The sequence below is a fragment of the Streptomyces sp. NBC_00029 genome, assembly GCF_045160505.1.
Classification (GTDB): domain Bacteria; phylum Actinomycetota; class Actinomycetes; order Streptomycetales; family Streptomycetaceae; genus Streptomyces.
In genome coordinates this window covers 1,427,765-1,446,327 of sequence record NZ_CP108292.1, presented here as the reverse complement: position 1 = coordinate 1,446,327, position 18,563 = coordinate 1,427,765, and the positions used below count along the sequence as shown (strand labels likewise).

Below are 18,563 nucleotides of genomic sequence, written 5' to 3'. Positions count from 1 at the left end.
CACGAGGGAGCCTGTATGAGTCACGTCGCGTACGAGTTGGGCACGCAGCCCGCATGCTGGGAGCGGGCCGCCGAACTGGCCCCGGTCCACCGGGCGGTGCTGCCGCAGGCGGGGGAGCGTACCGCGATCGTCGGGTGCGGGACCTCGTACTACATGGCCCAGGCGGCCGCCGTGCTGCGCGAGACGGCCGGCCAGGGCGAGACCGACGCCTTCCCCGCCTCCGAGTTCCCGCGCCACCGCCGCTACGACCGGGTCGTCGCCCTGACCCGCTCCGGCACCACCACCGAGGTGCTGGACCTGCTGGCCGGGCTGCGGGACGCGGGCGTGCCCACGACGGCGGTCGTCGGCGACCCAGCGACCCCGGTGATGACCGCGGCCGACGAGCTCGTCGTCCTGGACTTCGCCGACGAACAGTCCGTCGTGCAGACCCGTTTCGCGACCACTGCCCTCACCCTGCTGCGCGCCCACGTCGGGCTGCACACCCCCTCCGCGGTCGCCGACGCCCGTACCGCCCTCATCGACCCCCTCCCTGCCGAGATCGCCGGCCGCGGGCAGTTCACCTTCCTCGGCCGCGGCTGGAGCGTCGGGCTCGCCAACGAGGCCGCGCTGAAGATGCGCGAGGCCTCGCTGTCCTGGGCCGAGTCCTACCCGGCGATGGAGTACCGGCACGGACCGATCAGCGTTTCCGGGCCCGGTACGGTCACCTGGTCGCTCGACGAGGCCCCCGACGGGCTTGCCGAGCAGGTGCGCGCCACCGGCTCCCAGTGGGTGCCCGGGCGGCTCGATCCGCTCGCCGAACTGGTCCGCGTACACCGCCTCGCCCTGGCCGTCGCCGCCCACCAGCAGCTCGACCCGGATGCGCCGCGCAATCTCACGCGCTCGGTGATCCTCACCACCGGCGAGGAGGCGGTCCGATGAGCCTCGTCCGCGCGGGCGACCTGGTCCTGGAGGCGGCCGCGGCCGGCCGGGCCGTCGCCGCCTTCAACATCATCACCCTGGAGCACGCCGAAGCCGTCGTCGCCGGGGCCGAGGCGGCCGGCCTGCCGGTCATCCTCCAACTGAGCGAGAACGCAGTGAAGTTCCGCGCCGGGCGGCTGCTTCCCATCTCCCGGGCCGCTCTCGCCTGCGCCGAGGCCGCAGGCGTCCCCGTCGGCCTCCACCTCGACCACGTCAAGAGCCCAGAGCTGCTCCGGCAGGCCTGCGACGCGGGATACAGCTCGGTGATGTACGACGCCGCACAGCTCCCGTACGCCGAGAACCTGGAGGCCACCCGCTCCGCCGCCGACTGGGCGCACGCCAACGGGCTGTGGATCGAGGCCGAGCTGGGGGAGGTCGGCGGGAAGAACGGCGCCGCGCCGCTGGACCCGCACGCGCCCGGCGCCCGTACCGACCCGGACGAGGCCCGGCGGTTCGTCGCGGACTCCGGGGTCGACGCCCTTGCCGTCGCCATCGGCAGCAGCCACGCGATGACCAGCCGGACCGCGGCCCTGGACCACGCGCTCCTGGCCCGGCTGGCCAAGACCGTGGACGTACCGCTCGTCCTGCACGGCTCGTCGGGTCTGCCCGACGCCGAGCTGGCGGCGGCCGTCGCGGGCGGTATCCGCAAGGTCAACATCGGCACCGCGCTCAACGTGGCCATGACCGAAGCCATCCGTGCCCACCTCACCCCGGCGGACCCGCGGCCGTACCTGACGGCCGCCCGGACGGCGATGACGGTGACGGCGACGGCTATGATCGGCGCCCTGAACTGACGTACGGCGGGGGCGGCGATCATGGACGTGCAGCGGGGTCGTACCGATCGCCGCCGGTTCCTGCTGATCGCCGGCCTCCCGGTGCTGACCGTGGGCGCGGGCCTGACGTACCTGCTGTGGCCGGAGCCGCCGTACCGTCCCGAGGTCCGCACCGACCTCGAGCCGCTGAACCGGCGGCTCGGTCCGTTCCTGGGTGAACTGACCGACGCGCACTGGCTGGGATACGACATCGACGCCAGCGGTGCGGGCGACGACCGGATCCCGAGCCCCGACTCCCGGATCCGGCTGGTCGGTGCAGCCCGCCTGCCGGCCGGTGGCGCGGCCGCGATCACCGCGAAGCCCGACCACGCCTTCGCGCCCGGTGCGCCGTCCGGCCTGCCCGCCCCGCTGAAGAAGTACCTGCCCGCTGACGCGGCCTGGCAGCACAGCCCGGGATTCGACGCGTACGCGAACGGCCAGGGCGGGAAGAGCGAAGCCTCGGACGGGACCCCGTCGGGCCGCTACCTCTTCGACGTGGCCCGCGACCTCGTCCACTTCGACCTCCTGTACCTCTTCACGTGACGATCCCGTGCCACTCGGCCCGGTCCGGGCGGGCGCCCCGGTCCAGGGTCCGGGTGCCCTCGGCGAGCGCCAGGGCGTGCTCGCCGAACAGGACGAGGGCGACGAACCAGGTGGTCCGGTCGGGTCCGACGGCCTCGTCGTAGCCGCGGAACTGCGCCACCCCGTCGCGCACCACCGGGCCGGTCCGGCACAGGCCGCGGTCCCCGACCACCACGGCGGCGGGCCGCCCGTCGGAATCCGGCCCGGCCCACCAGGTCAGGGCCCGGCCGGCCTTCTCCGGCAGCCGGGCCCGTACGTCCGCCCGGGAGCAGCTCCCATTAGGCGTGCCTGGGCGGGATCCCGGCGTCCACGGGGAGGTCGCCCGGCTCGTGGATCTGCGTCACCGCCCGCGTGAACCCGGGGTCCTCGCGGCGCCATGCGTCGATGTCCATGTCCGCACATTGTGCGGCAGGCGGCCGAACTGCGCGGCGATGTCAGCCGAGTTGGCTCCGGGGATGGCGATGAGGAGGGGACCGGGTCCGGGCTCAGATGCCGATGGCCCCGTCGATCCGCTCGCGCAGGAGGTCGGCGTGCCCGTTGTGCCGTGCGTACTCCTCGACCATGTGGATCAGCACCCAGCGCAGCGACACCTTCCCGCGCCACGCGTCGACGGCCTCGACGTCCAGGTGGGGCGCCTCGGCGACGAAGCGTTCCGCGAAGGCCACTTCACCGCGCCAGGCCTCCCAGGCCGCCTCGACGGCCGCGGGATCGGACACGGCTCCGTCGAAGCCCCCGTCGGGTTCGTCCGCCGAGGAGAACAGCGGCGGCGCGTCCCGGCCCGCCAGGACCTTCCGGAACCAGCGGCGCTCCACATCGGCCAGGTGCCGGACCAGCCCGAGCAGGGACAGGGTGGACGGTTCCACCGACCGCCGCGCCAACTCGGCCCCCAGGCCTGCGCACTTCAGTTCCAGGGTGGCGCGGTGGTCCGCCAGGAAGGCGACCAGCATCCGCCGCTCGTCGCCGGTCGCCGGGCCGCTGAAGCGGCCGTCCCGCTCGGGTTCGACGAAGAATTCCGCTCTGCTGCGTGGGCTCGTCATGGTCGCGAGTATGAACGGCGTCCTCGAACGGCCGGCACGCGGGTCCTTCCGAATTCTTGTAACAGGTTCTACTCTGACCGCCGCCACCACAGCGACCGGCTGGACCGCGAGACTCCCGGAGGGGCCGTGCACCTCGAATACACGCCTGAGCAGCAGCAGTTGCGCACCGAACTGCGCGCCTACTTCGCCGAGCTCGTGCCGCAGGACGTCTACGCCCGCTACGAGGACCCGGCCGCCCAGAAGCGCTTCTACCGGGACACCATCCGCCGGCTCGGCGCCGACGGCTGGCTCGGCGTCGGCTGGCCCAAGGAGTACGGCGGCCGCGGGATGACCCCGATAGACCAGTTCATCTTCTTCGACGAAGCCGCACAGGCCGTCGTACCGCTGCCCCTGATGGCGCTCAACACGGTCGGGCCGACCATCATGCAGTTCGGCACCGACGAGCAGAAGGCGTACTTCCTGCCGAAGATCCTCGCCGGCGAGATCGACTTCGCGATCGGCTACAGCGAGCCCGACGCAGGCACCGACCTCGCCGCGCTCAAGTGCAAGGCGGTCCGCGAGGGCGACGAGGAGAGCGGCACCTACGTCGTCAACGGACAGAAGATCTGGACCACCAACGGCGACACCGCCGACTGGGTCTGGCTCGCCGTACGCACCGACCCGGACGCCCCCGCCCACAAGGGCATCACCATGCTCCTCGTCCCGACCTCGGACCCCGGCTACTCCTGCACCCTCATCAACACCCTCGCCTCGCACGACACCACCGCCAGCTACTACGAGAACATCCGGGTCCCGGCGGACCGCCGCGTCGGACAGGAGAACAAGGGCTGGCGCCTGATCACCAACCAGCTCAACCACGAACGCGTCACCCTCGCCGCCCACGGCACCATGGCCATCCGGGCCCTCCACGACGTCCAGCGCTGGGCCGCCGCGACGAAACTCGCCGACGGCCGCCGCGTCATCGACCTCCCTTGGGTCCGCGGCCGCCTGGCGCGCACCCACGCCCGTCTCGACGCGATGAAGCTGCTCAACTGGCAGATGGTGGGCGCGGTCCAGGCCGGCACCCTCACCCCGCAGGACGCCTCCGCGGTCAAGGTGTACGGCTCGGAGGCCCGCCGGGACGCGTACGCCTGGCTGATGGAGATAGTCGGCGCGGCCGGCTCCCTCAAGGACGGCTCGGCGGGCGCGGTCCTGCACGGCGAGCTCGAACGCGGCTACCGCAGCGCCGTGATCTTCACGTTCGGCGGGGGCAACAACGAGATCCAGCGCGAGATCATCTCCTGGATCGGCCTCGGTATGCCCCGCGTGCGCCGCTAGCTCCCTTGTGACAAGGATTTTTAGTTGGCACAAAAACCAGGGGCCGGGCCTCCTTCCCGCGCCTGTGCGGATCCGGTGACGGAATTCGCCGGGCTGAGCACGGAGAAGGGGCCCGGCTTATGGAGCCGGATCAGCGGGTGGTGGCAGTTCCCCGGCGGCGCGCGTAGACGACCGCACCGGCGACCGCCGCCACGGCTGCGGCTGCGGCCGCGGTCGCGGAGATCGGCTGCCAGGACGACTCGGGCGCCGGTTCACCGGATGCAGCAGTGACCTGCTCCGGCTGGTCCTCCACGAGGCCGCCGTATCCGCCGGCCAGGCCCTTGCGGTCGTATTCCGAGCCGGGCATCTTGTCGCCGTAGCGGGCGGTGACCAACTTCTGGTAGGCGGCGAGGGTGATTCCGTGCTTTCCGCCGAGGCCGGTGGTCGCTTCCTCGTTGAGCGGCTCGACCATGCCTTCGGCGGTGAGCCGGTACCAGGCGTGAATCTGCGGCTCGGTGAAGGTACGGGCCTGGGGAGTGCCGCGCTCGGCAAAGCCGACCTCGGCGTCCCCGTCCCGGATGCCCGCTAGCTGCCAGCCCTCGGCACCGACGTTCTGAGCGCCGCTTGCCGGCGTAGTGGCGTTCCCTTTGGGTGCGAGCAATACGGCGGCGTGTTTGCCGTCGGAGGCGGTCACCCGCGAGGCCAGGTAGGAGAGCCGGAGTGCGGTCTGCGGGGTCGCCTGGGTCTTGCCGGTCACGAACTCAGGGCTGATCTCGAACATCGGCACCGGGTCCTTGTTCAGATCGAACCCGGGCGGCGCGGCGACCGCGGCGGGCGCGTTCCCAGGGGTGCCGACGGAGCCGCCGTCCGCGGCGGGGGCGGTGCGGGGCTGCCGGGCCGAGACCAGGAAGCGGGAGACGGTGTTGCGGAGTTGGTCACTCCCGAGGGCTTGCTGGGCCGACTGGTAGCCCGCGATGCCGTCGCCTTCCGCAGCCTGTGCGGGAACGATTCCGCACAGGGCTGCGGCGAGCGCAGCCGTGGCGAGGACGGCGGCCCGGAGTGCAGCGTGCCTGGCGTGTCGCATGGTCTGCATGGTCGGTCTGCTCCTCAGCCCTGGATGCCGATGCGGGAGTGGGTCCACTGGAACGAGTTGTTGTTCGTGTAAGTGGAGTGGTTCCACCAGGTGTGAGTCTGGGTGGTCTGCCACGGGTCGCCGACCGCGATCATGTTGGTGGCGCTGTCGTAGCCGTAGATGACGTTCATGTGACCGCCGCCGGTGCGCCAGCCGAACCGGACGGCGAACGGCCGGCCTGCGTCGATCTCGGCGGCGGACTCACCGAACGAAGCGTTGCGGTACAGGCTGCGGCCGCTGTTCCGCAGTCCCAGCCTGGCCAGGCCATTGGCCATGTCCTCCAGCGTCGCGGGCTGGTTGTTGCAGTTCACCCAGGTTCCCTGGGCTGCGAGTTGGCAGAACTGCTCTTGGCTGACGGAGCGGCCCCAGTGCTTGGCGATGGTCACGCCGGAGGCGTCCCAGCACCACTGGGTCCTGACCTGCTTCTGCATGTCGATGCCGAGTGTCTTCGCGGTTGTGGGGATGGGTTTCGGGTTCGGGGTTGAACCGCAGACCGGCAGGGAGGTGGTGTTTTCCTTGATGAAGGCGTCAGCGATGTAGAACGAGCCGGTGAAGATCCACCTCGGGTTGTTCTCCACGGTGTCGCCGGTGGTCCGGCAGGACATCTGGATCTTGGCGCCCACCTTCGAGGACCCCTTCACCTGGGCCGAGAGGGACGGCTTGGCCCGGTGGTTGACGGTCTTGTAGTTGCCCTGCCCGCCGACGACCGTGCCGCTGACCACATCGGCCTGGGCGAGGGCATTGAAGCCGAAGAGCAGACCGCCGGAGAGTGCGGCGGTGATCGCGGCTATCAGCGCTTTCTTGCGGCGGGACGCGCGACGTTTGTGCATCGTGATCCTTGATCTGAAATGCGGAAACGGGTTTGCCGGGCGGCACTCCCATAAGTGACGAATGGTCAGTTGGCCCGGGCCAGTCAGAACCGACCAGGGCGGCGCTCGAAACGGGCGGCGGCCACTCACCGGAGCGGCGGCACAGGGGCGGCGCCGCATTGTCGATGAGGCTGCCGCGACCGGCCGGGCACACATCGGAGACGATGGACCGACGGTGGCGCCTTCGGCGGCGGTCGCGCTCATGCTGCCGGCGAACACTCCCCGACCGGTTTCTTGTGGTTCCGCAGGTGCGGGTGAACTGTCCACCTTGCGTGCACGCCGTCGCGGCAGGGTCGGGAGTGCGCCGTTGCCGTCGCCTTACCACCGCGAGTCGCCGTAACGGCGACCGGGAGCCGGACAACTACAGCCGGGCGACGCCAATTGACCGAGCGTCACATTCAGGCAGATCGATGGCTTTGCCCTGCCGGTGAAGCCGAGATTCAGGCCTTCCGCGACCACGCACAACCGCACCTCTTTCCTTGACTGGATTGGGTGCCGGGAATCCTGCCAGAGAGATTGGGGGACCTGAACGCCCTTGCTCTACGCGCGAAGATGTCGCGAATTCAATCACTGGAAAGGGCTGATGTGACAGACCGTCAATCTAGTTATGTTTACGACGGGTTGAGGATCCAACAGCCATTGGTCCAGGCCATTTGACGGTCACCTGAGGCATGGGACTTTACGCAAACTTGATCCACCTCGGTCCTTCATTGGACGCGCTGTCAATTAGTTAAATCGCCCAGCGTGTGCGCTGCGTGACTCTCCATCATTTGATGAAGGAAAATCAACTTCAGGGTTTGCCTGGAATGAGCGCGTCCCTGCCCGCCCGGTCGAGGCAGCCGCCTCTGGACGGGTTCCGGCGGTGTCCGCACCCACGCTCAACCTCTGCCCCATTGAGGAACGCGCCTTACAACGACTGACGCAATGAGGTGGATCGGCTCTGACAGCAGTGCCGTGGCAGGAAGTTGAGCGTTCACACCGGCGTGGGGAACGTGCCGTGGACCGTGTCGGATGAGCGGTGGGAGCGCCTGGAGCCGCTACGGCCGCAACGTGAGCGGCGCTTCCGGTACCCGGGCCGCAAGCCGCTGCCAGACCGGCAGGTGCTGTCCGGGATCCTGTACGTGCCGGCGATTGCCCGCCGCGGAACGCGGCATGGCACCGGGCTGGGCACCTACCGATGGGTGGTCGAGCGGAGTTTCGCGTGGTTGCACGGCTTCCGACGCCTGAGGATCCGCTGGGAGCGTCGGGCTGACATTCATGAGGCCTTCCTCAGGCTGGCCTGCTGCCTCATCACCTACCGGCGAGTGACATCCTTGCGTTAGCCGTGTGCGCTGCTGAACGGAGCTCAATCACTTCGGACCGCAGCCGGCAGTCGCACCGGCGCCCATGGTTGACCTCTTGGGTGGCCGCCGAAAGCAGCGCGCCACGGGGACGAGGAAGGAACGCCGATATGTCTGCTGCTCTCACCCGCCTGCGTCAGCTACTGCCTCCACCTGTCTCCGGAGGAGACGTGGTGGACTGGGAACGACTCGCCGACGCGGTACAGCTGGAACTCCCCGAGGATTACCGCGAGTTCGTAGAGTCATACGGCGGGGGAGAGATCGACGAGTACCTGTCCGTCAGTACGCCTCCCGTCCCGGGATCGCCGTACGGGGATCTTCTCGAGAGAGTCGATTCCGCACTCTCGGACCGGGACTGCCAGGAGCTGGGCGCTCTCCTTGGAAGGCAAGACTTGCCGCTCCTGTTGCCCTTCGCGGACTCGGCGAGCAGCGATGTCGCCTTCTGGCTACGAACGGGCGCAGCCGACAGCTGGAGGGTGGCCACTTTTCGGAGGCAGGTGCCGTGGGGGGCGAACCGCTGGACGGTCTTCGACGGCGGCATGGCCGACTTCTGCCTGGCCGTCCTGACCGGCGTGGTGGATCCGTTCAGCGAGCGGATCGCGGGATCAGGGCCGCACGATTTCGTGGGCTGGCGCGACTTGTAACCACCGGGCCGACTCGCGCGATCACCCGACCGTACTGCTGTCCTCAGGTGCCGGTGGGGCGACGCACCTCATTGTGTTGGTCGTTGTGAGTCGTCGACTGTGCCCACGGTGGCGTACTGCGCCCGAGTTCTGCTGAGCTGCTGTACGGAAGTGCCGAGAAGAGTGCGTCCCTCCGGTTGGAGACGGGGAGGGGTGGGTGGCATCGATGCAGGTCAGGGCGAGTCCCAGCTGCCGTGGCGATGACGGCGGCGGAGATTCGTCGAATGCGCGTTCGGTTCTCCTTTTGCGGATTGCCTCTGTTGGGGCACTCTTCAGCTTCTCACCCCTGTGGGTGGCACGTCATGTCGGGCCATGAGGGTGGCGGTGCTGTTGGGTGAGGGGTCGGTGACGCGACCCGTAGCCCTTGGCACTGAGCAGCTGCTGCCCGTGGTTCACCCACGCTGACCAGCGAAATCGGCCGTCATTGCGGCTCCCTTGGGCGGGGCCGGTCCGGAACTCGTCCGGAAACGGTTCCGCTCTCGGGCCGCCGGGGAGGGCGCGTCCCGGTCCGGTGCGGCGGCTTGTGCCGTAGACCGGCATGGGCCGCGCAGTTACTCAAAGCGGCCGCCCCGCCCGGGTGCCCAGGACGGGCGGGAGAGAGGATGCGACGCTGGAGTGAGGGGCCCGCGAGTCGAGGTCCGAGTGTGTCTCATCCGGCCCGCGGCCCTCTCCTCCGGCCTGGCGGCCATGCCCCGGTGCGGCTCAACGGGTGCGACGAAGAATCGTGCGGTCGGTCCGGGAGCGCGCCGGCCGGGGCACCGCTCACCGAGCGGCGTCAGGCGGCCCCACCGCGTGGATCCGGCCCGTCGGGACCCGGCCCGCGCGACCAACCCGGAAGGCAGGTGCGTCCCATGCGCACGTCGACCCGTATCGCCGGTGCCCTCACCGGCCTGGCCCTCACCCTCGGCGGTGCGGTCCTCGCTGCTCCCTCGGTCCGTGCGGACATCCCCGCCTGCACTCAGATGGCCACACAGGCCGGTGCCACCGACTCCGGCTCCGTTTCAGCGGCCTGCAGCCGTGGCGTGGTCGGAGACCTGCAGAGTTGTGTGAGCGGGCTGACCGAGGCCGGAGTGGCGGGCGGCGCCGCCACCGGTGCCTGCCGCGCGGCGGCCCACGAACCGCGTTAGGGGACCGCGCGGCAGCCGCCCCCCCGGCACCGGTGGGAGGCAGGTACGGTCCGTGTCCTCCTCGGCCCCCGGCCTGCCCGGACACAACACGGCGCCGTTGGGCAGTCCTGACGCCAACGACATCGATGTCGCCCCGCTTCCACCGACGCGCACGCGCCGGACCGATGCGGCCGGTCGAGGTCGGTAACGTCGTGCCTCTCCGGGGAAGGCGCCTGAGAGCTCTCCCGCGCCTGCTCCGGCTGCCTGCTGCCTGACGGGATCACGCCGGCGATCACCTGACCGGTCGGCGCACGGCCGGGCAACCAGTCCGGCCGGTGCACCAGGCGCGGTGGGTATGGAGTGACGGCACCCGGTCCGCCGTCGGGTGGACACGGCGCTCGCCGCCGCTCCGAACACGGCCTCGGCCATGCGTCATACAGTGACCGACGAGGTCGTTCGCATCTCCCGGCTGTACTGAACACGAGCGTTGTCGACACTCGGCAGGTCTTGAACAGGCGCAGAAGAACGAACAGTCCCGCCGGCCTCGCCCGTCCGAGCCGAGTCCGACCCCGCCGCCTCGCCACCGGCCCGCCGCCCACCGTCCACCGCCTTCTCCGGAGACCTACGAGACGGCGCCGTAACAGCACGACCAAGGAGCCGACCGGCACGGTGCACCCGCCGGTCGGCTCCGCCGTGCTCCCGTACGACCTCGGGGATGACTCCGTCGTTCGGCCCATCAAGGGCACCGGCTCCCACGCCGAAAAGAACCGAGCGGAGTCGCCCCACCCTCGCGTTCCGGTACGCCTCCGCGCCCCGGGCCGCCCCGATGACGGCGGTCCGATGCCCCAGCCGACAGGCCCGGAGGAATTCCCGCATGCGCGTCCGCCTGCCCCTGACCGCCGTCACCACCGCCGCACTCCTGCTCGTCACGGTCACCGGCGCGACTCCGGCCGCAGCAGAACGCAACCCCGACGGCACACCACTGGTCAAGGTGTCCCACGGCGACCCGTACGCGAACTGCACCATCGGAGCCAGGTCCCCCGACAGCGTCGCCTACCCCGCCACCGAGGTCGAGCCGTACCTGTCCGTCGATCCGCGCGACCCCAAGCGCGTGGTCACCGTGTTCCAGCAGGACCGCTGGAACGACGGCGGCGCCCGTGGCCTGGCGGCCAGCTGGACCACGGACGGCCGCACCTTCCACCGGAGCACGCTGCCGTTCAGCCTCTGCGCCCCGGGCGGAGCGGACTTCGAACGGGCCACCGACCCCTGGGTGAGCACCGGACCGGACGGCACCGTCTACGCGAGCGGTGAGGGCGTCGACTTCGTCAAGAGCACGCGCACCGGCCTCCTGGCCGCCACGTCCCGCGACGGCGGCCGCACTTGGCACAACGTCACCACCACGCACGTCGACGAGCAGCCGTTCTTCAACGACAAGCCCTCGCTCACCGCCGACCCGATCCGCAGGGGCACCGCCTACCAGGTCTGGGACCGCCTCGACAACGACCCGCCCGGCCCCGGCTCCCTCGACGGTCCGGGCTACATCTCCGTCACCCGCGACGGCGGCCGCACCTGGAGCGGGGCCCGGCCCTTCGTCGACACCAGCACCGTGCCCAACACCCAGACCATCGGCCATCTGATCGTCGTCGACCGGCACACCGGCACCCTGTACGACTTCTTCGATCGGATCACCCTCTCCGAGGACCTGAGCACCGTCGTCGACGCCCACTACGCGATGGTCACCTCGACCGACGCCGGAGAGACCTGGAGCGCCCCGGTCACCGTGGCCAAGGACACCGCCGTACCGGAGGTCCACCCGAACGACCCCGCCAAGCCGCTGCGCGCCGCGTCCACCCTGCCCAGTCCGGCCGTCGACCCGAAGACGGGCATGCTCTACATGGCCTACGAGGGTGCGGACTTCTCCGGCGGCCGGTTCAACTCCGTCCAGTTGGTGCGCTCCACCGACGGCGGCCGCACCTGGGGCGCCCCGGAGCTGATCAGCCCGGAGGGCGTGCCGGCGTTCTCCCCGTCGGTCGCGGTCGACGAGCGGGGCACGCTCGCGCTCATGTACTACGACCTGCGCTTCCTCAAGCCGGGCGACACCACCACCCTGCCCACCGCCTACCAGCTGGCCACCCTGCCGCACGGGGACCCGAAGCGCCGGACCGAACGACGCATCTCGCGGATCTTCGACTGGCTGCAGGCACCGTTCGCCGGGGGCTACTTCCTCGGCGACTACCAAGGCCTGGTGGCGGACGGCAAGGGAGTACGGGCGGTGCTCACCGAGACCAACTCCGGCGCACCGCAGAACCGTACGGACGTGTACACCGGCACTCTCAGCACCCGCTGACCGACGCGGACGGATCCCCTGGTGATCTTGCTGAACCGGTGCATCAGCCGTCGCTTCCGTCGTTGCGCGCTCGCGTTCCGTCGTCCGGGCGGGGGCCGCTCACCGTGGTGCTCTGCGGGGCCTGCCGTCTCGACCCGTCCCGCGCTCCTGGACGCACTCCTGCTGTACGTCCTGCACACCTGCTTCACGGAGCGGCCTGCTCGGGAAGACACCGGAGGACGGGCCGCCCAGGTCGGCTGCACATCCGAGTTCGCCTTCGCCAACGCGTTCGAACGTACGCACGGGACCCCGCCCGGCATGTACCGGCGGAGTGCTGATCCGCAGCGGCGGAGCTGAGCACGTCCAGTCGCGAAAGATCGTCGAAGAACCCCGGCTGCCCGTCCGCCCGGACGGTGGGTCAGAACTCGGCGAGCCGGTCCACCAGCAGCTCCACCCTGCGCCCGGTGTCCTCCGGCGGAAGCCGTCGCGCCCGGGTCAGGGTCGCGACGCCGTGCAGGGCCGCCCAGAACACCTCGGTGAACAGTCCCGGGTGGACGCCGTCCCCGGCGACGTCGCCGAGGCTCTCCAGCAGGGCGGAGAAGGCGTCCTTGAGCTGTTCCGGGGTGTCCTCCTGCGCGTACGCGAGACCTCCGTCGAGCTGGAAGATGGCGTCGTAGACGGCCGGATGGCGTTCGGCGAAGTCGAGGTAGGCGTGGGCGAGGGCGGCAACCCGCTCACGCGGGCCGTTCGCCCTGGACGCCGCGGCACGCACCGCCGCGGCCAGCTCGGTGGCGCCCTCGAGGGCGACGGCGCCGATGATCTCCCGTTTGCCGCGGAAGTGGCTGTAGAGGACGGGCTGGCTGTACTCGATGCGCTCGGCGAGCCGACGGGTGGTGACCGCGTCCCAGCCCTGCTGCTCGGCGAGTTCGCGGGCCGTCGCCACGATGAGGCGCTCACGCTCCGCCCGTTCGCGCTGCTTGCGTTCCTGTACCGACATGACTCGATCCTAGCACCGCTAGACAATCGAGCGGCAGTAGAGCTAGCGTTGCCTCAACAGCTAGCAGCGCTAGATCACTGGAGAGGTCATCATGCTCAACGCACTTGAGGTGTTCACCGTCGTGGTCGTCGGCGTGATGGTGGGGGTGGAGTTCTCCGTCGCCTTCGTCATGAACCCGATCCTCAACGCCCTCCCCGGCGACAGCGGCCAGCTCGGCCACGCCCACGGGGGCCGGATGCTCGGCGCCGTGATGCCGGTCTGGTACATCACCTCGCTCGTGCTCGTCGCGGTCTGGGCCGTCGCCGGATGGCACCACCACGGCGCCGGCCTCGTCATCACCGCCGGCGCGCTGCTGATCCTCAGCGTGATCATGTCGGTTCTGCTGCTCGTCCCGATCAACAACCGGAACAAGACGTGGACCCCCGAGAACCGGCCCGAGGACTGGAAGGAGCAGATGAACCGCTGGCTGCGCTTCCACTACGTCCGCGTCGCCGTCATCATCGCCGCCTTCACCCTGCTGGTCGCCGCCCTCGCCTGAGCCCGCGGGCCGAGACCGCCACACGGTCGGCGAGCCGCTCAGGTGCGGGAACAGCGCGCCGCCGTCCTGAGGTACCCGGGCGCTTTCCCCGTGACACCCGGGCGCCTTCGCCGCGGCCTGGCGGTGGTCCCCCAGTCCGCCGATCTACCGCGATCGTCAGCGCGTTGCGCGTCTGCGATGCGGCGCTCTGGATGTGTCACGTACGGAGGGCGACGAGCTCGATCTCGAAGCCGTCGTCGTTCTCCAGGTAGGCGGCGCAGTGCTGTGGGCCGCCGGCGTACGGGTGGCGGTCGGGGAACATCAGGTGCCAGCCGTGGTGCTGCGACTCCTCGGCCAGCCGCTCGACCGCCGCCGCGTCCTCGACGTGGAAGGCCAGGTGGTTCAGGCCCGGGCGGCAGCGGTCGTGCCGGTCGGCGGTCAGGGCCGGGGACTGCTCCACGACCAGGTACGTCGGCCCGAGCCGCCAGCTGCGGCCGGCGGCCCAGTGCTGGTAAGGGGTGTGGCCCAGGGCCTCCAGGAGCCAGCCGAGCGAGGCGACCGCGCGGTCGAGGTCCGGCACCCACAGCTCCACGTGATGGAGCGTGCCGCTGACCGGCCGGTTCACTTGTAGAGCTCCCGGGCGCGGGCCAGGTCGACGGGCTCGTCCCGGTGCAGGCGCAGGAAGTGCTCCAGCTGCCACGTCTGCGTCCGGTCGGCCTGGCGGTTGGCGGTGGTCACCCAGGGCGGGTACACGCGGAAGGCGCGCTTCCCGCCGACGCCGTCCGTCGAGACGACACCGTGCCGGCGGAGTACGTCCATGGGGAGGACGAACTGGCCGAAGTGGTGCTCGTCGCGGACTCCGATGACGAAGAGGTCCACGGGGTCCGTGGTGTCGAACGGCGCGATGGGCCCGGCAGCGGACCGCTTCCAGACGGTGACGAACTGGCCGACCTTCGTGGGGGTCGTCTTGGCCGCGCGGAACCGGACGGCGAGGCCGTCCAGGGTGAAGGCGTGGGCGGCGTAGTCGGCGCCCTCGGCCTCGGGGACCGGCTGAGAACAGGTGAATCCGCAGGGGTCGTACACGAGCTCCTTCGCCGCGACGAGGTCCACGTGGGCCGTGGCGGTGTCCGGCCACGGCCCGGAGCGGGGCGGGACTGAGTGCTCGTGGTGCGTCGTCATGCCTTCACCCTGCCACGCGGTGGACCGGACCCGGGCCCCGGCCGTCGCATGCCGGCGTTCCGCATGGCGATCACCGGAGCAGGATCCGAGAAGGGGACCGAGGCGGAACGTGCCCGGGCGGCGGCCCGGGCGACGCCGGCCCGAAGCCGGTGGGGCGGGGCGCTCGGCAGCGTCGACCGCATCGCTCCACGCAAGGAATCCAGCGGCGACGGGGGCCGGTCCCTTTCAACCCCATTGTGCTGCAGGGATGTTGGAGGATCTGGGCGGGTTTGGGCCACGCTGACGCCGACGGGCTCGCGGAACGCAGGTTCGGCGGCGAGGCGGCAGTGTGCCCATCCGGTGCGGCAGTCCCTTCAACCGGCCGGCGCCGGGTGTCACTCCTCGCCCGAGAACCGCTCCCATGCGGACTGGCGGGTGATCCCGAGGGCTTCGCCGATCCTGGTCCAGGTGACGCCCCGCCGGCGCAGTTCCTGCACCCACGAGCGCAGGTCCGCCTCCGCCTGGTCGATGTGCACGGCAACACGCGGAATGTGACCCAGCATCTCCTCGTCGGCCATCGACTCCCAGACCGGCACGCGCGGTCGCGCGGTGCCGCCGAGGCTCCCGTCGATGATCGACGCGGAGAGTGCCACGCACTCGTTGCAGATGTGCACGCCGGGGCCGGCGATCAGCTTGCCGACTTCGGTGCTCAGCCTGCCGCAGAAGGAGCACCGGGCAGGCTCGGCCAGGGTGTCGGACAGTGCCACGGCGCGCTCTCCCATGGTGTCAGTTGTCAGGGTGGTCCTGACAACATAAGCCGTCAGGGAGCACCTGACAACTGGTCCGAGCGTGGGCCGTGTTGAATCCCATCGCCGGCAACACCTCGGCAGCAGCGCGAGCGATGGGATCTGCCGGCGGCTCCCGGCCGTCACGGTGCCCAGGGCAGCCGTACGGCCTCGATCCCCGGGTCATTGAGCAGCGCCTGGACGAGGGCCGGGGGGTCGGCGACCTTGGTGGCCCACAGGTCGTAGTCGGTGCACATGACCCATGAGCGGTCCTGTGCCCAGAGGTTGGAGGGGCTGAAGCCGGCCACCGGATTGTCGTAGAGGACCCCGGCGTCTTCGAGGCGGCCGGCCTGAACATGGAGGTTGTCGAAGTCGACGGCCGCGAGCATCAGCGGGTTGTAGTACGCCAGGCAGGGGGTGTCCGGGCCGGCAGTGCTGTGTTCGGTGAGGACCGCGATCAGTCCGTTCCAGGTGTCGCGGTCCAGGCTCCCCTCGGTGGGCGGGGCGATGCCGAGCGGCCAGCTGCCCGCCTTCTTGGCCGACGGAAAGCAGCGGCAGGAGGGGAGCAGCCCGTCGGGTACGACGGGATCGCCGGTGCGCCGGGCGAGCTCCGCCCAGCGCAACCGCCGCCAGCCGCGTCCGGGATGCTCGGCGCGGCCCAGTCCGCCCCCCGTGGCAGTGCCCACTTCGAGGTCGATACCGGCGAAGACGTCGGGCTGGATGCTCCCGTCCGCCACACGCGCCTGGCGGTACTCGTGGTACGACACCTCGGCCGGACCCCGCTCGTGCTCGTACATGGCATTGAGCACCCAGACCGAGTCGGGCATCGCCGGCGGCATGAACCCCGTGATGCCGTCGCCGCACAGCTCGAGCAGCCAGTCGGTCGCGCCGGACGGTACGAGCGGCCACAGGCCTGACAGCATGTTCGATTCTCCGGACATGCGGCAATGATCCCTGCCCCGCCACGGCACCCTCACATGCGGCCCGTGCCCCCGCGCGAGCCCAGGAGGCGCCTGCCGGATCCGGCAGCACCGGTGGGTCGGCAGGCACGATCCCGTACATGAGCGTTCCGGAAACGGACCCTGCTGCGGATGCCGGCCGGCCTCATCGCCCCGAAGGGTCCGAGCCGGCCTCAGTCGAGGTCGATGTGGACGCTGGTCGACTTCACGCGGGCCACGGCCTGCACGCCGACCGCGAGACCGAGCTCCTCGACCGCCTCCCGGGTCAGCAGCGAGACCACGCGGTGCGGGCCGGCCTGAATCTCGACCTGGGCGGCCACCTCGCCGAGCGTCACCGCCGTCACGATCCCCGGCAGCGCGTTGCGCACCGAGGTGGAGGACTCGCCGTCGCCCTCCGCGGCCTCCCGGGCGAGCGTCACGCAGAACGCGGCCAGGTGCACGCCCTCGACCATGCGCTTGTTGCCGTCGCGCACGGTCGGGAAGCGGCCCGCGTCCGCCCAGCGGCGGGCGGTGTCGGTGCTGACGCGGAGGAGTTGGGCGGCCTCGCCGATCGTGTAGAGCTGCACGCCGCAACTCTATGCCGCCGCAGCCCGGTCGGGACGACCCAGTGGATGCCTTGCCGATCGGGCCGGGATCGCGGCCCGATCGACGAGGCACCCCCTAGGCTCCGACGTCCCGGCGGCGGAGATCGTCCAGCGTCTCGCGCCGCACGAGCAGGCGCGCCGTTCCCCCGTGCACGGCGATCACCGGCGGGCGGCCCACGAGGTTGTAGGCCGAGGCCATGGACAGCTGGTACGCACCCGCCACCGGGACCGCGAGCAGATCGCCCGGCCGGATGTCGGCGGGCAGCGGAACGTCCGCGGCCAGGATGTCGCCCGCCTCGCAGTGGCGGCCGACGACCGTGGCCGTACGGGAATCCGCCGCCGGGCGGCGGCCGATGAGGCGGGGCGCGTAGCGGACCCCGTACAGCGCCGGCCGCGGGTTGTCGCTCATCCCGCCGTCCACGGCCACGAACACCCGCTCCCCGGTGTGCTTGACGGCCAGCACCCGGTACAGGGCCACCCCCGCCGGGCCCACGACGGCGCGCCCCGGCTCGATGAGCAGCCGCGGCTCGGGCAGCCCCGCGGCGGCGCAGCCCGCCACCAGTTCCGTACGGAGCTTGCGCGCGAGGGCGACCGTGTCGAGAGCCGGCTCCCCGGGACGATAGGCGACCCCGTGCCCGCCACCCATGTCCAGTTCGCCGAGCGCCACGCCGTGGGACCGGTGGACCTGCGCCATCAGCCCCACCATCCGGCGCACGGCGGTCACGTACGGCTTTGTCCCGGTGATCTGGGAGCCGATGTGGCAGTGCAGGCCGACGAGGTCGAGCTGCGGCTGGCCGAGGATGCGGGCGATCGCGTGCTGCGCGGAGCCGTCGCCCGCCGACAGGCCGAACTTCTGGTCGTCCGTCCCCGTCCGGATCTTGTCGTGGCCGCCGGCCGAGACGCCGGGGACCACCCGGACCAGGACCTTCTGACGGCCGCCCGTCCCCACCGCCGCGGCCAGCCGCGCGATCTCCGACGGGCCGTCGATGACGATCCGGCCGACGCCGAACCGCAGCGCCGCCCCGATGTCGTGGGGCGACTTCGCGTTGCCGTGCAGCACGATCCGCTCGGGCGGGAATCCGGCGGTGACGGCGAGTTCGAGCTCGCCGGCGGAGCACACGTCGAGCCCCAGGCCCTCCTCGCCGACCCAGCGCACCATGGCGCGGGACAGGAACGCCTTGGCGGCGTACAGGACCTCGGCCTCCGGGAAGGCGTCGCGGTACGTCCGGCAGCGGGCGCGCACCTCGCCCTCGTCCAGCACGTACGCCGGGGTGCCGAACCGGTCGGCGAGCTCCGCCAGCGACACCCCGCCGACGGCCAGTCCGCCGTGCGGGAGGCGGTCCGTGGAGGCGGGCCAGACGGACAGGTCGTCCGCGCCGGTGGTGGCGACCCCGCGGAGTTCGGTCGTGGTCATGGTGATCCC

General features: G+C 71.0%; 19 protein-coding genes and 1 pseudogene. 9 read left to right on the top strand and 11 right to left on the bottom strand.

The window, feature by feature from the left end; genetic code table 11:
* Nucleotides 1-15 precede the first annotated feature (15 nt).
* From OG753_RS07160 to OG753_RS07150, 3 genes are read left to right on the top strand one after another with little or no spacing between them, the layout of a single operon-like run.
* Nucleotides 16-918: an SIS domain-containing protein gene (locus OG753_RS07160; RefSeq protein WP_327260950.1), complete on the top strand. Its 903-nt coding sequence runs from the start codon at nt 16-18 to the stop codon at nt 916-918.
* Nucleotides 915-1,751, top strand: a complete 837-nt coding sequence (locus tag OG753_RS07155) for a class II fructose-bisphosphate aldolase (protein ID WP_327260949.1) — start codon at nt 915-917, stop codon at nt 1,749-1,751. The genes OG753_RS07160 and OG753_RS07155 overlap by 4 nt, the downstream gene beginning before the upstream one ends.
* 21 nt (nt 1,752-1,772) lie before the next feature.
* Nucleotides 1,773-2,312, top strand: a complete 540-nt coding sequence (locus OG753_RS07150) for a hypothetical protein (RefSeq protein ID WP_405787701.1) — start codon at nt 1,773-1,775, stop codon at nt 2,310-2,312.
* Here OG753_RS07150 and OG753_RS07145 read toward each other — a convergent pair.
* Both OG753_RS07145 and OG753_RS07140 read right to left on the bottom strand, forming a co-directional pair.
* On the bottom strand, nt 2,305-2,526 hold the full coding sequence (locus OG753_RS07145) for a hypothetical protein (protein WP_405787699.1): 222 nt from the start codon (nt 2,524-2,526) through the stop codon (nt 2,305-2,307). The genes OG753_RS07150 and OG753_RS07145 overlap by 8 nt on opposite strands.
* A 310-nt stretch (nt 2,527-2,836) precedes the next feature.
* Entirely contained in the window at nt 2,837-3,388 is a 552-nt protein-coding gene (locus OG753_RS07140; RefSeq protein WP_405787697.1) for a DinB family protein, read from the bottom strand.
* A 126-nt stretch (nt 3,389-3,514) separates the two neighbouring features.
* Here OG753_RS07140 and OG753_RS07135 point away from each other — a divergent pair, with 126 nt between their 5' ends.
* Complete coding sequence (locus OG753_RS07135; protein WP_405787695.1) at nt 3,515-4,705, top strand: acyl-CoA dehydrogenase family protein; 1,191 nt, start codon at nt 3,515-3,517, stop codon at nt 4,703-4,705.
* Between the two features lie 130 nt (nt 4,706-4,835).
* Here OG753_RS07135 and OG753_RS07130 read toward each other — a convergent pair whose 3' ends face one another.
* Together OG753_RS07130 and OG753_RS07125 are read right to left on the bottom strand one after the other, a co-directional pair.
* Complete coding sequence (locus tag OG753_RS07130; protein ID WP_405787693.1) at nt 4,836-5,777, bottom strand: hypothetical protein; 942 nt, start codon at nt 5,775-5,777, stop codon at nt 4,836-4,838.
* A 14-nt stretch (nt 5,778-5,791) separates the two neighbouring features.
* Nucleotides 5,792-6,646, bottom strand: coding sequence for a papain-like cysteine protease family protein (locus OG753_RS07125; RefSeq protein ID WP_405787691.1), 855 nt, complete (start codon nt 6,644-6,646; stop codon nt 5,792-5,794).
* Nucleotides 6,647-7,761: 1,115 nt separating this feature from the next.
* Here OG753_RS07125 and OG753_RS07120 point away from each other — a divergent pair.
* The 4 genes and pseudogenes from OG753_RS07120 to OG753_RS07105 all read left to right on the top strand — a co-directional run.
* Nucleotides 7,762-8,007: pseudogene (locus OG753_RS07120) on the top strand (transposase); the annotation flags it as partial.
* A gap of 128 nt (nt 8,008-8,135) precedes the next feature.
* Nucleotides 8,136-8,669 carry an SMI1/KNR4 family protein gene (locus tag OG753_RS07115; RefSeq protein ID WP_327260943.1) on the top strand — a complete coding sequence of 178 codons (534 nt, stop codon included), beginning with the start codon at nt 8,136-8,138 and terminating at the stop codon, nt 8,667-8,669.
* Between the two features lie 890 nt (nt 8,670-9,559).
* Complete coding sequence (locus OG753_RS07110; RefSeq protein ID WP_327260942.1) at nt 9,560-9,835, top strand: hypothetical protein; 276 nt, start codon at nt 9,560-9,562, stop codon at nt 9,833-9,835.
* 853 nt (nt 9,836-10,688) lie between these two features.
* Nucleotides 10,689-12,161: a sialidase family protein gene (locus tag OG753_RS07105; RefSeq protein ID WP_405787689.1), complete on the top strand. Its 1,473-nt coding sequence runs from the start codon at nt 10,689-10,691 to the stop codon at nt 12,159-12,161.
* A 397-nt stretch (nt 12,162-12,558) separates the two neighbouring features.
* Here the strand turns inward: OG753_RS07105 and OG753_RS07100 are convergent, their stop codons facing one another.
* The gene (locus OG753_RS07100) at nt 12,559-13,137 is read right to left on the bottom strand and encodes a TetR/AcrR family transcriptional regulator (RefSeq protein WP_405787687.1); all 579 of its coding nucleotides are present in this window, start codon (nt 13,135-13,137) and stop codon (nt 12,559-12,561) included.
* Nucleotides 13,138-13,228: 91 nt separating this feature from the next.
* Here OG753_RS07100 and OG753_RS07095 point away from each other — a divergent pair, with 91 nt between their 5' ends.
* Entirely contained in the window at nt 13,229-13,675 is a 447-nt protein-coding gene (locus OG753_RS07095; protein ID WP_327260939.1) for a DUF1772 domain-containing protein, read from the top strand.
* Between the two features lie 196 nt (nt 13,676-13,871).
* Here OG753_RS07095 and OG753_RS07090 read toward each other — a convergent pair whose 3' ends face one another.
* The 6 genes from OG753_RS07090 to lysA all read right to left on the bottom strand — a co-directional run bounded on the left by OG753_RS07090 (nt 13,872) and on the right by lysA (nt 18,554).
* Nucleotides 13,872-14,279 carry a VOC family protein gene (locus OG753_RS07090; protein ID WP_405787686.1) on the bottom strand — a complete coding sequence of 136 codons (408 nt, stop codon included), beginning with the start codon at nt 14,277-14,279 and terminating at the stop codon, nt 13,872-13,874.
* A complete protein-coding gene (locus OG753_RS07085; RefSeq protein WP_405787684.1) occupies nt 14,276-14,833 on the bottom strand; it encodes a MepB family protein in 558 nt (185 codons plus the stop codon). Before OG753_RS07085 ends, OG753_RS07090 begins: the two co-directional genes overlap by 4 nt.
* A gap of 374 nt (nt 14,834-15,207) precedes the next feature.
* Nucleotides 15,208-15,594 carry a ClpX C4-type zinc finger protein gene (locus OG753_RS07080; RefSeq protein ID WP_405787683.1) on the bottom strand — a complete coding sequence of 129 codons (387 nt, stop codon included), beginning with the start codon at nt 15,592-15,594 and terminating at the stop codon, nt 15,208-15,210.
* A gap of 146 nt (nt 15,595-15,740) precedes the next feature.
* Entirely contained in the window at nt 15,741-16,538 is a 798-nt protein-coding gene (locus OG753_RS07075) for a hypothetical protein (protein WP_405787682.1), read from the bottom strand.
* 191 nt (nt 16,539-16,729) lie between these two features.
* Complete coding sequence (locus OG753_RS07070; protein WP_383194907.1) at nt 16,730-17,122, bottom strand: molybdopterin-binding protein; 393 nt, start codon at nt 17,120-17,122, stop codon at nt 16,730-16,732.
* A 94-nt stretch (nt 17,123-17,216) separates the two neighbouring features.
* Entirely contained in the window at nt 17,217-18,554 is a 1,338-nt protein-coding gene (gene lysA / locus OG753_RS07065; protein ID WP_405787680.1) for a diaminopimelate decarboxylase, read from the bottom strand.
* Nucleotides 18,555-18,563 lie beyond the last annotated feature (9 nt).

Coding starts and splice junctions, on each gene's coding strand:
- OG753_RS07140 (WP_405787697.1), bottom strand. CDS start 3,388: ATGACGAGCCCACGCAGCAGAGCGGAATTCTTCGTCGAACCCGAGCGG.
- OG753_RS07110 (WP_327260942.1), top strand. CDS start 9,560: ATGCGCACGTCGACCCGTATCGCCGGTGCCCTCACCGGCCTGGCCCTC.
- OG753_RS07105 (WP_405787689.1), top strand. CDS start 10,689: ATGCGCGTCCGCCTGCCCCTGACCGCCGTCACCACCGCCGCACTCCTG.
- OG753_RS07095 (WP_327260939.1), top strand. CDS start 13,229: ATGCTCAACGCACTTGAGGTGTTCACCGTCGTGGTCGTCGGCGTGATG.
- OG753_RS07085 (WP_405787684.1), bottom strand. CDS start 14,833: ATGACGACGCACCACGAGCACTCAGTCCCGCCCCGCTCCGGGCCGTGG.
- OG753_RS07075 (WP_405787682.1), bottom strand. CDS start 16,538: ATGTCCGGAGAATCGAACATGCTGTCAGGCCTGTGGCCGCTCGTACCG.
- lysA (WP_405787680.1), bottom strand. CDS start 18,554: ATGACCACGACCGAACTCCGCGGGGTCGCCACCACCGGCGCGGACGAC.
- OG753_RS07115 (WP_327260943.1), top strand. CDS start 8,136: ATGTCTGCTGCTCTCACCCGCCTGCGTCAGCTACTGCCTCCACCTGTC.
- OG753_RS07080 (WP_405787683.1), bottom strand. CDS start 15,594: ATGGGAGAGCGCGCCGTGGCACTGTCCGACACCCTGGCCGAGCCTGCC.
- OG753_RS07155 (WP_327260949.1), top strand. CDS start 915: ATGAGCCTCGTCCGCGCGGGCGACCTGGTCCTGGAGGCGGCCGCGGCC.
- OG753_RS07125 (WP_405787691.1), bottom strand. CDS start 6,646: ATGCACAAACGTCGCGCGTCCCGCCGCAAGAAAGCGCTGATAGCCGCG.
- OG753_RS07150 (WP_405787701.1), top strand. CDS start 1,773: ATGGACGTGCAGCGGGGTCGTACCGATCGCCGCCGGTTCCTGCTGATC.
- OG753_RS07100 (WP_405787687.1), bottom strand. CDS start 13,137: ATGTCGGTACAGGAACGCAAGCAGCGCGAACGGGCGGAGCGTGAGCGC.
- OG753_RS07160 (WP_327260950.1), top strand. CDS start 16: ATGAGTCACGTCGCGTACGAGTTGGGCACGCAGCCCGCATGCTGGGAG.
- OG753_RS07130 (WP_405787693.1), bottom strand. CDS start 5,777: ATGCAGACCATGCGACACGCCAGGCACGCTGCACTCCGGGCCGCCGTC.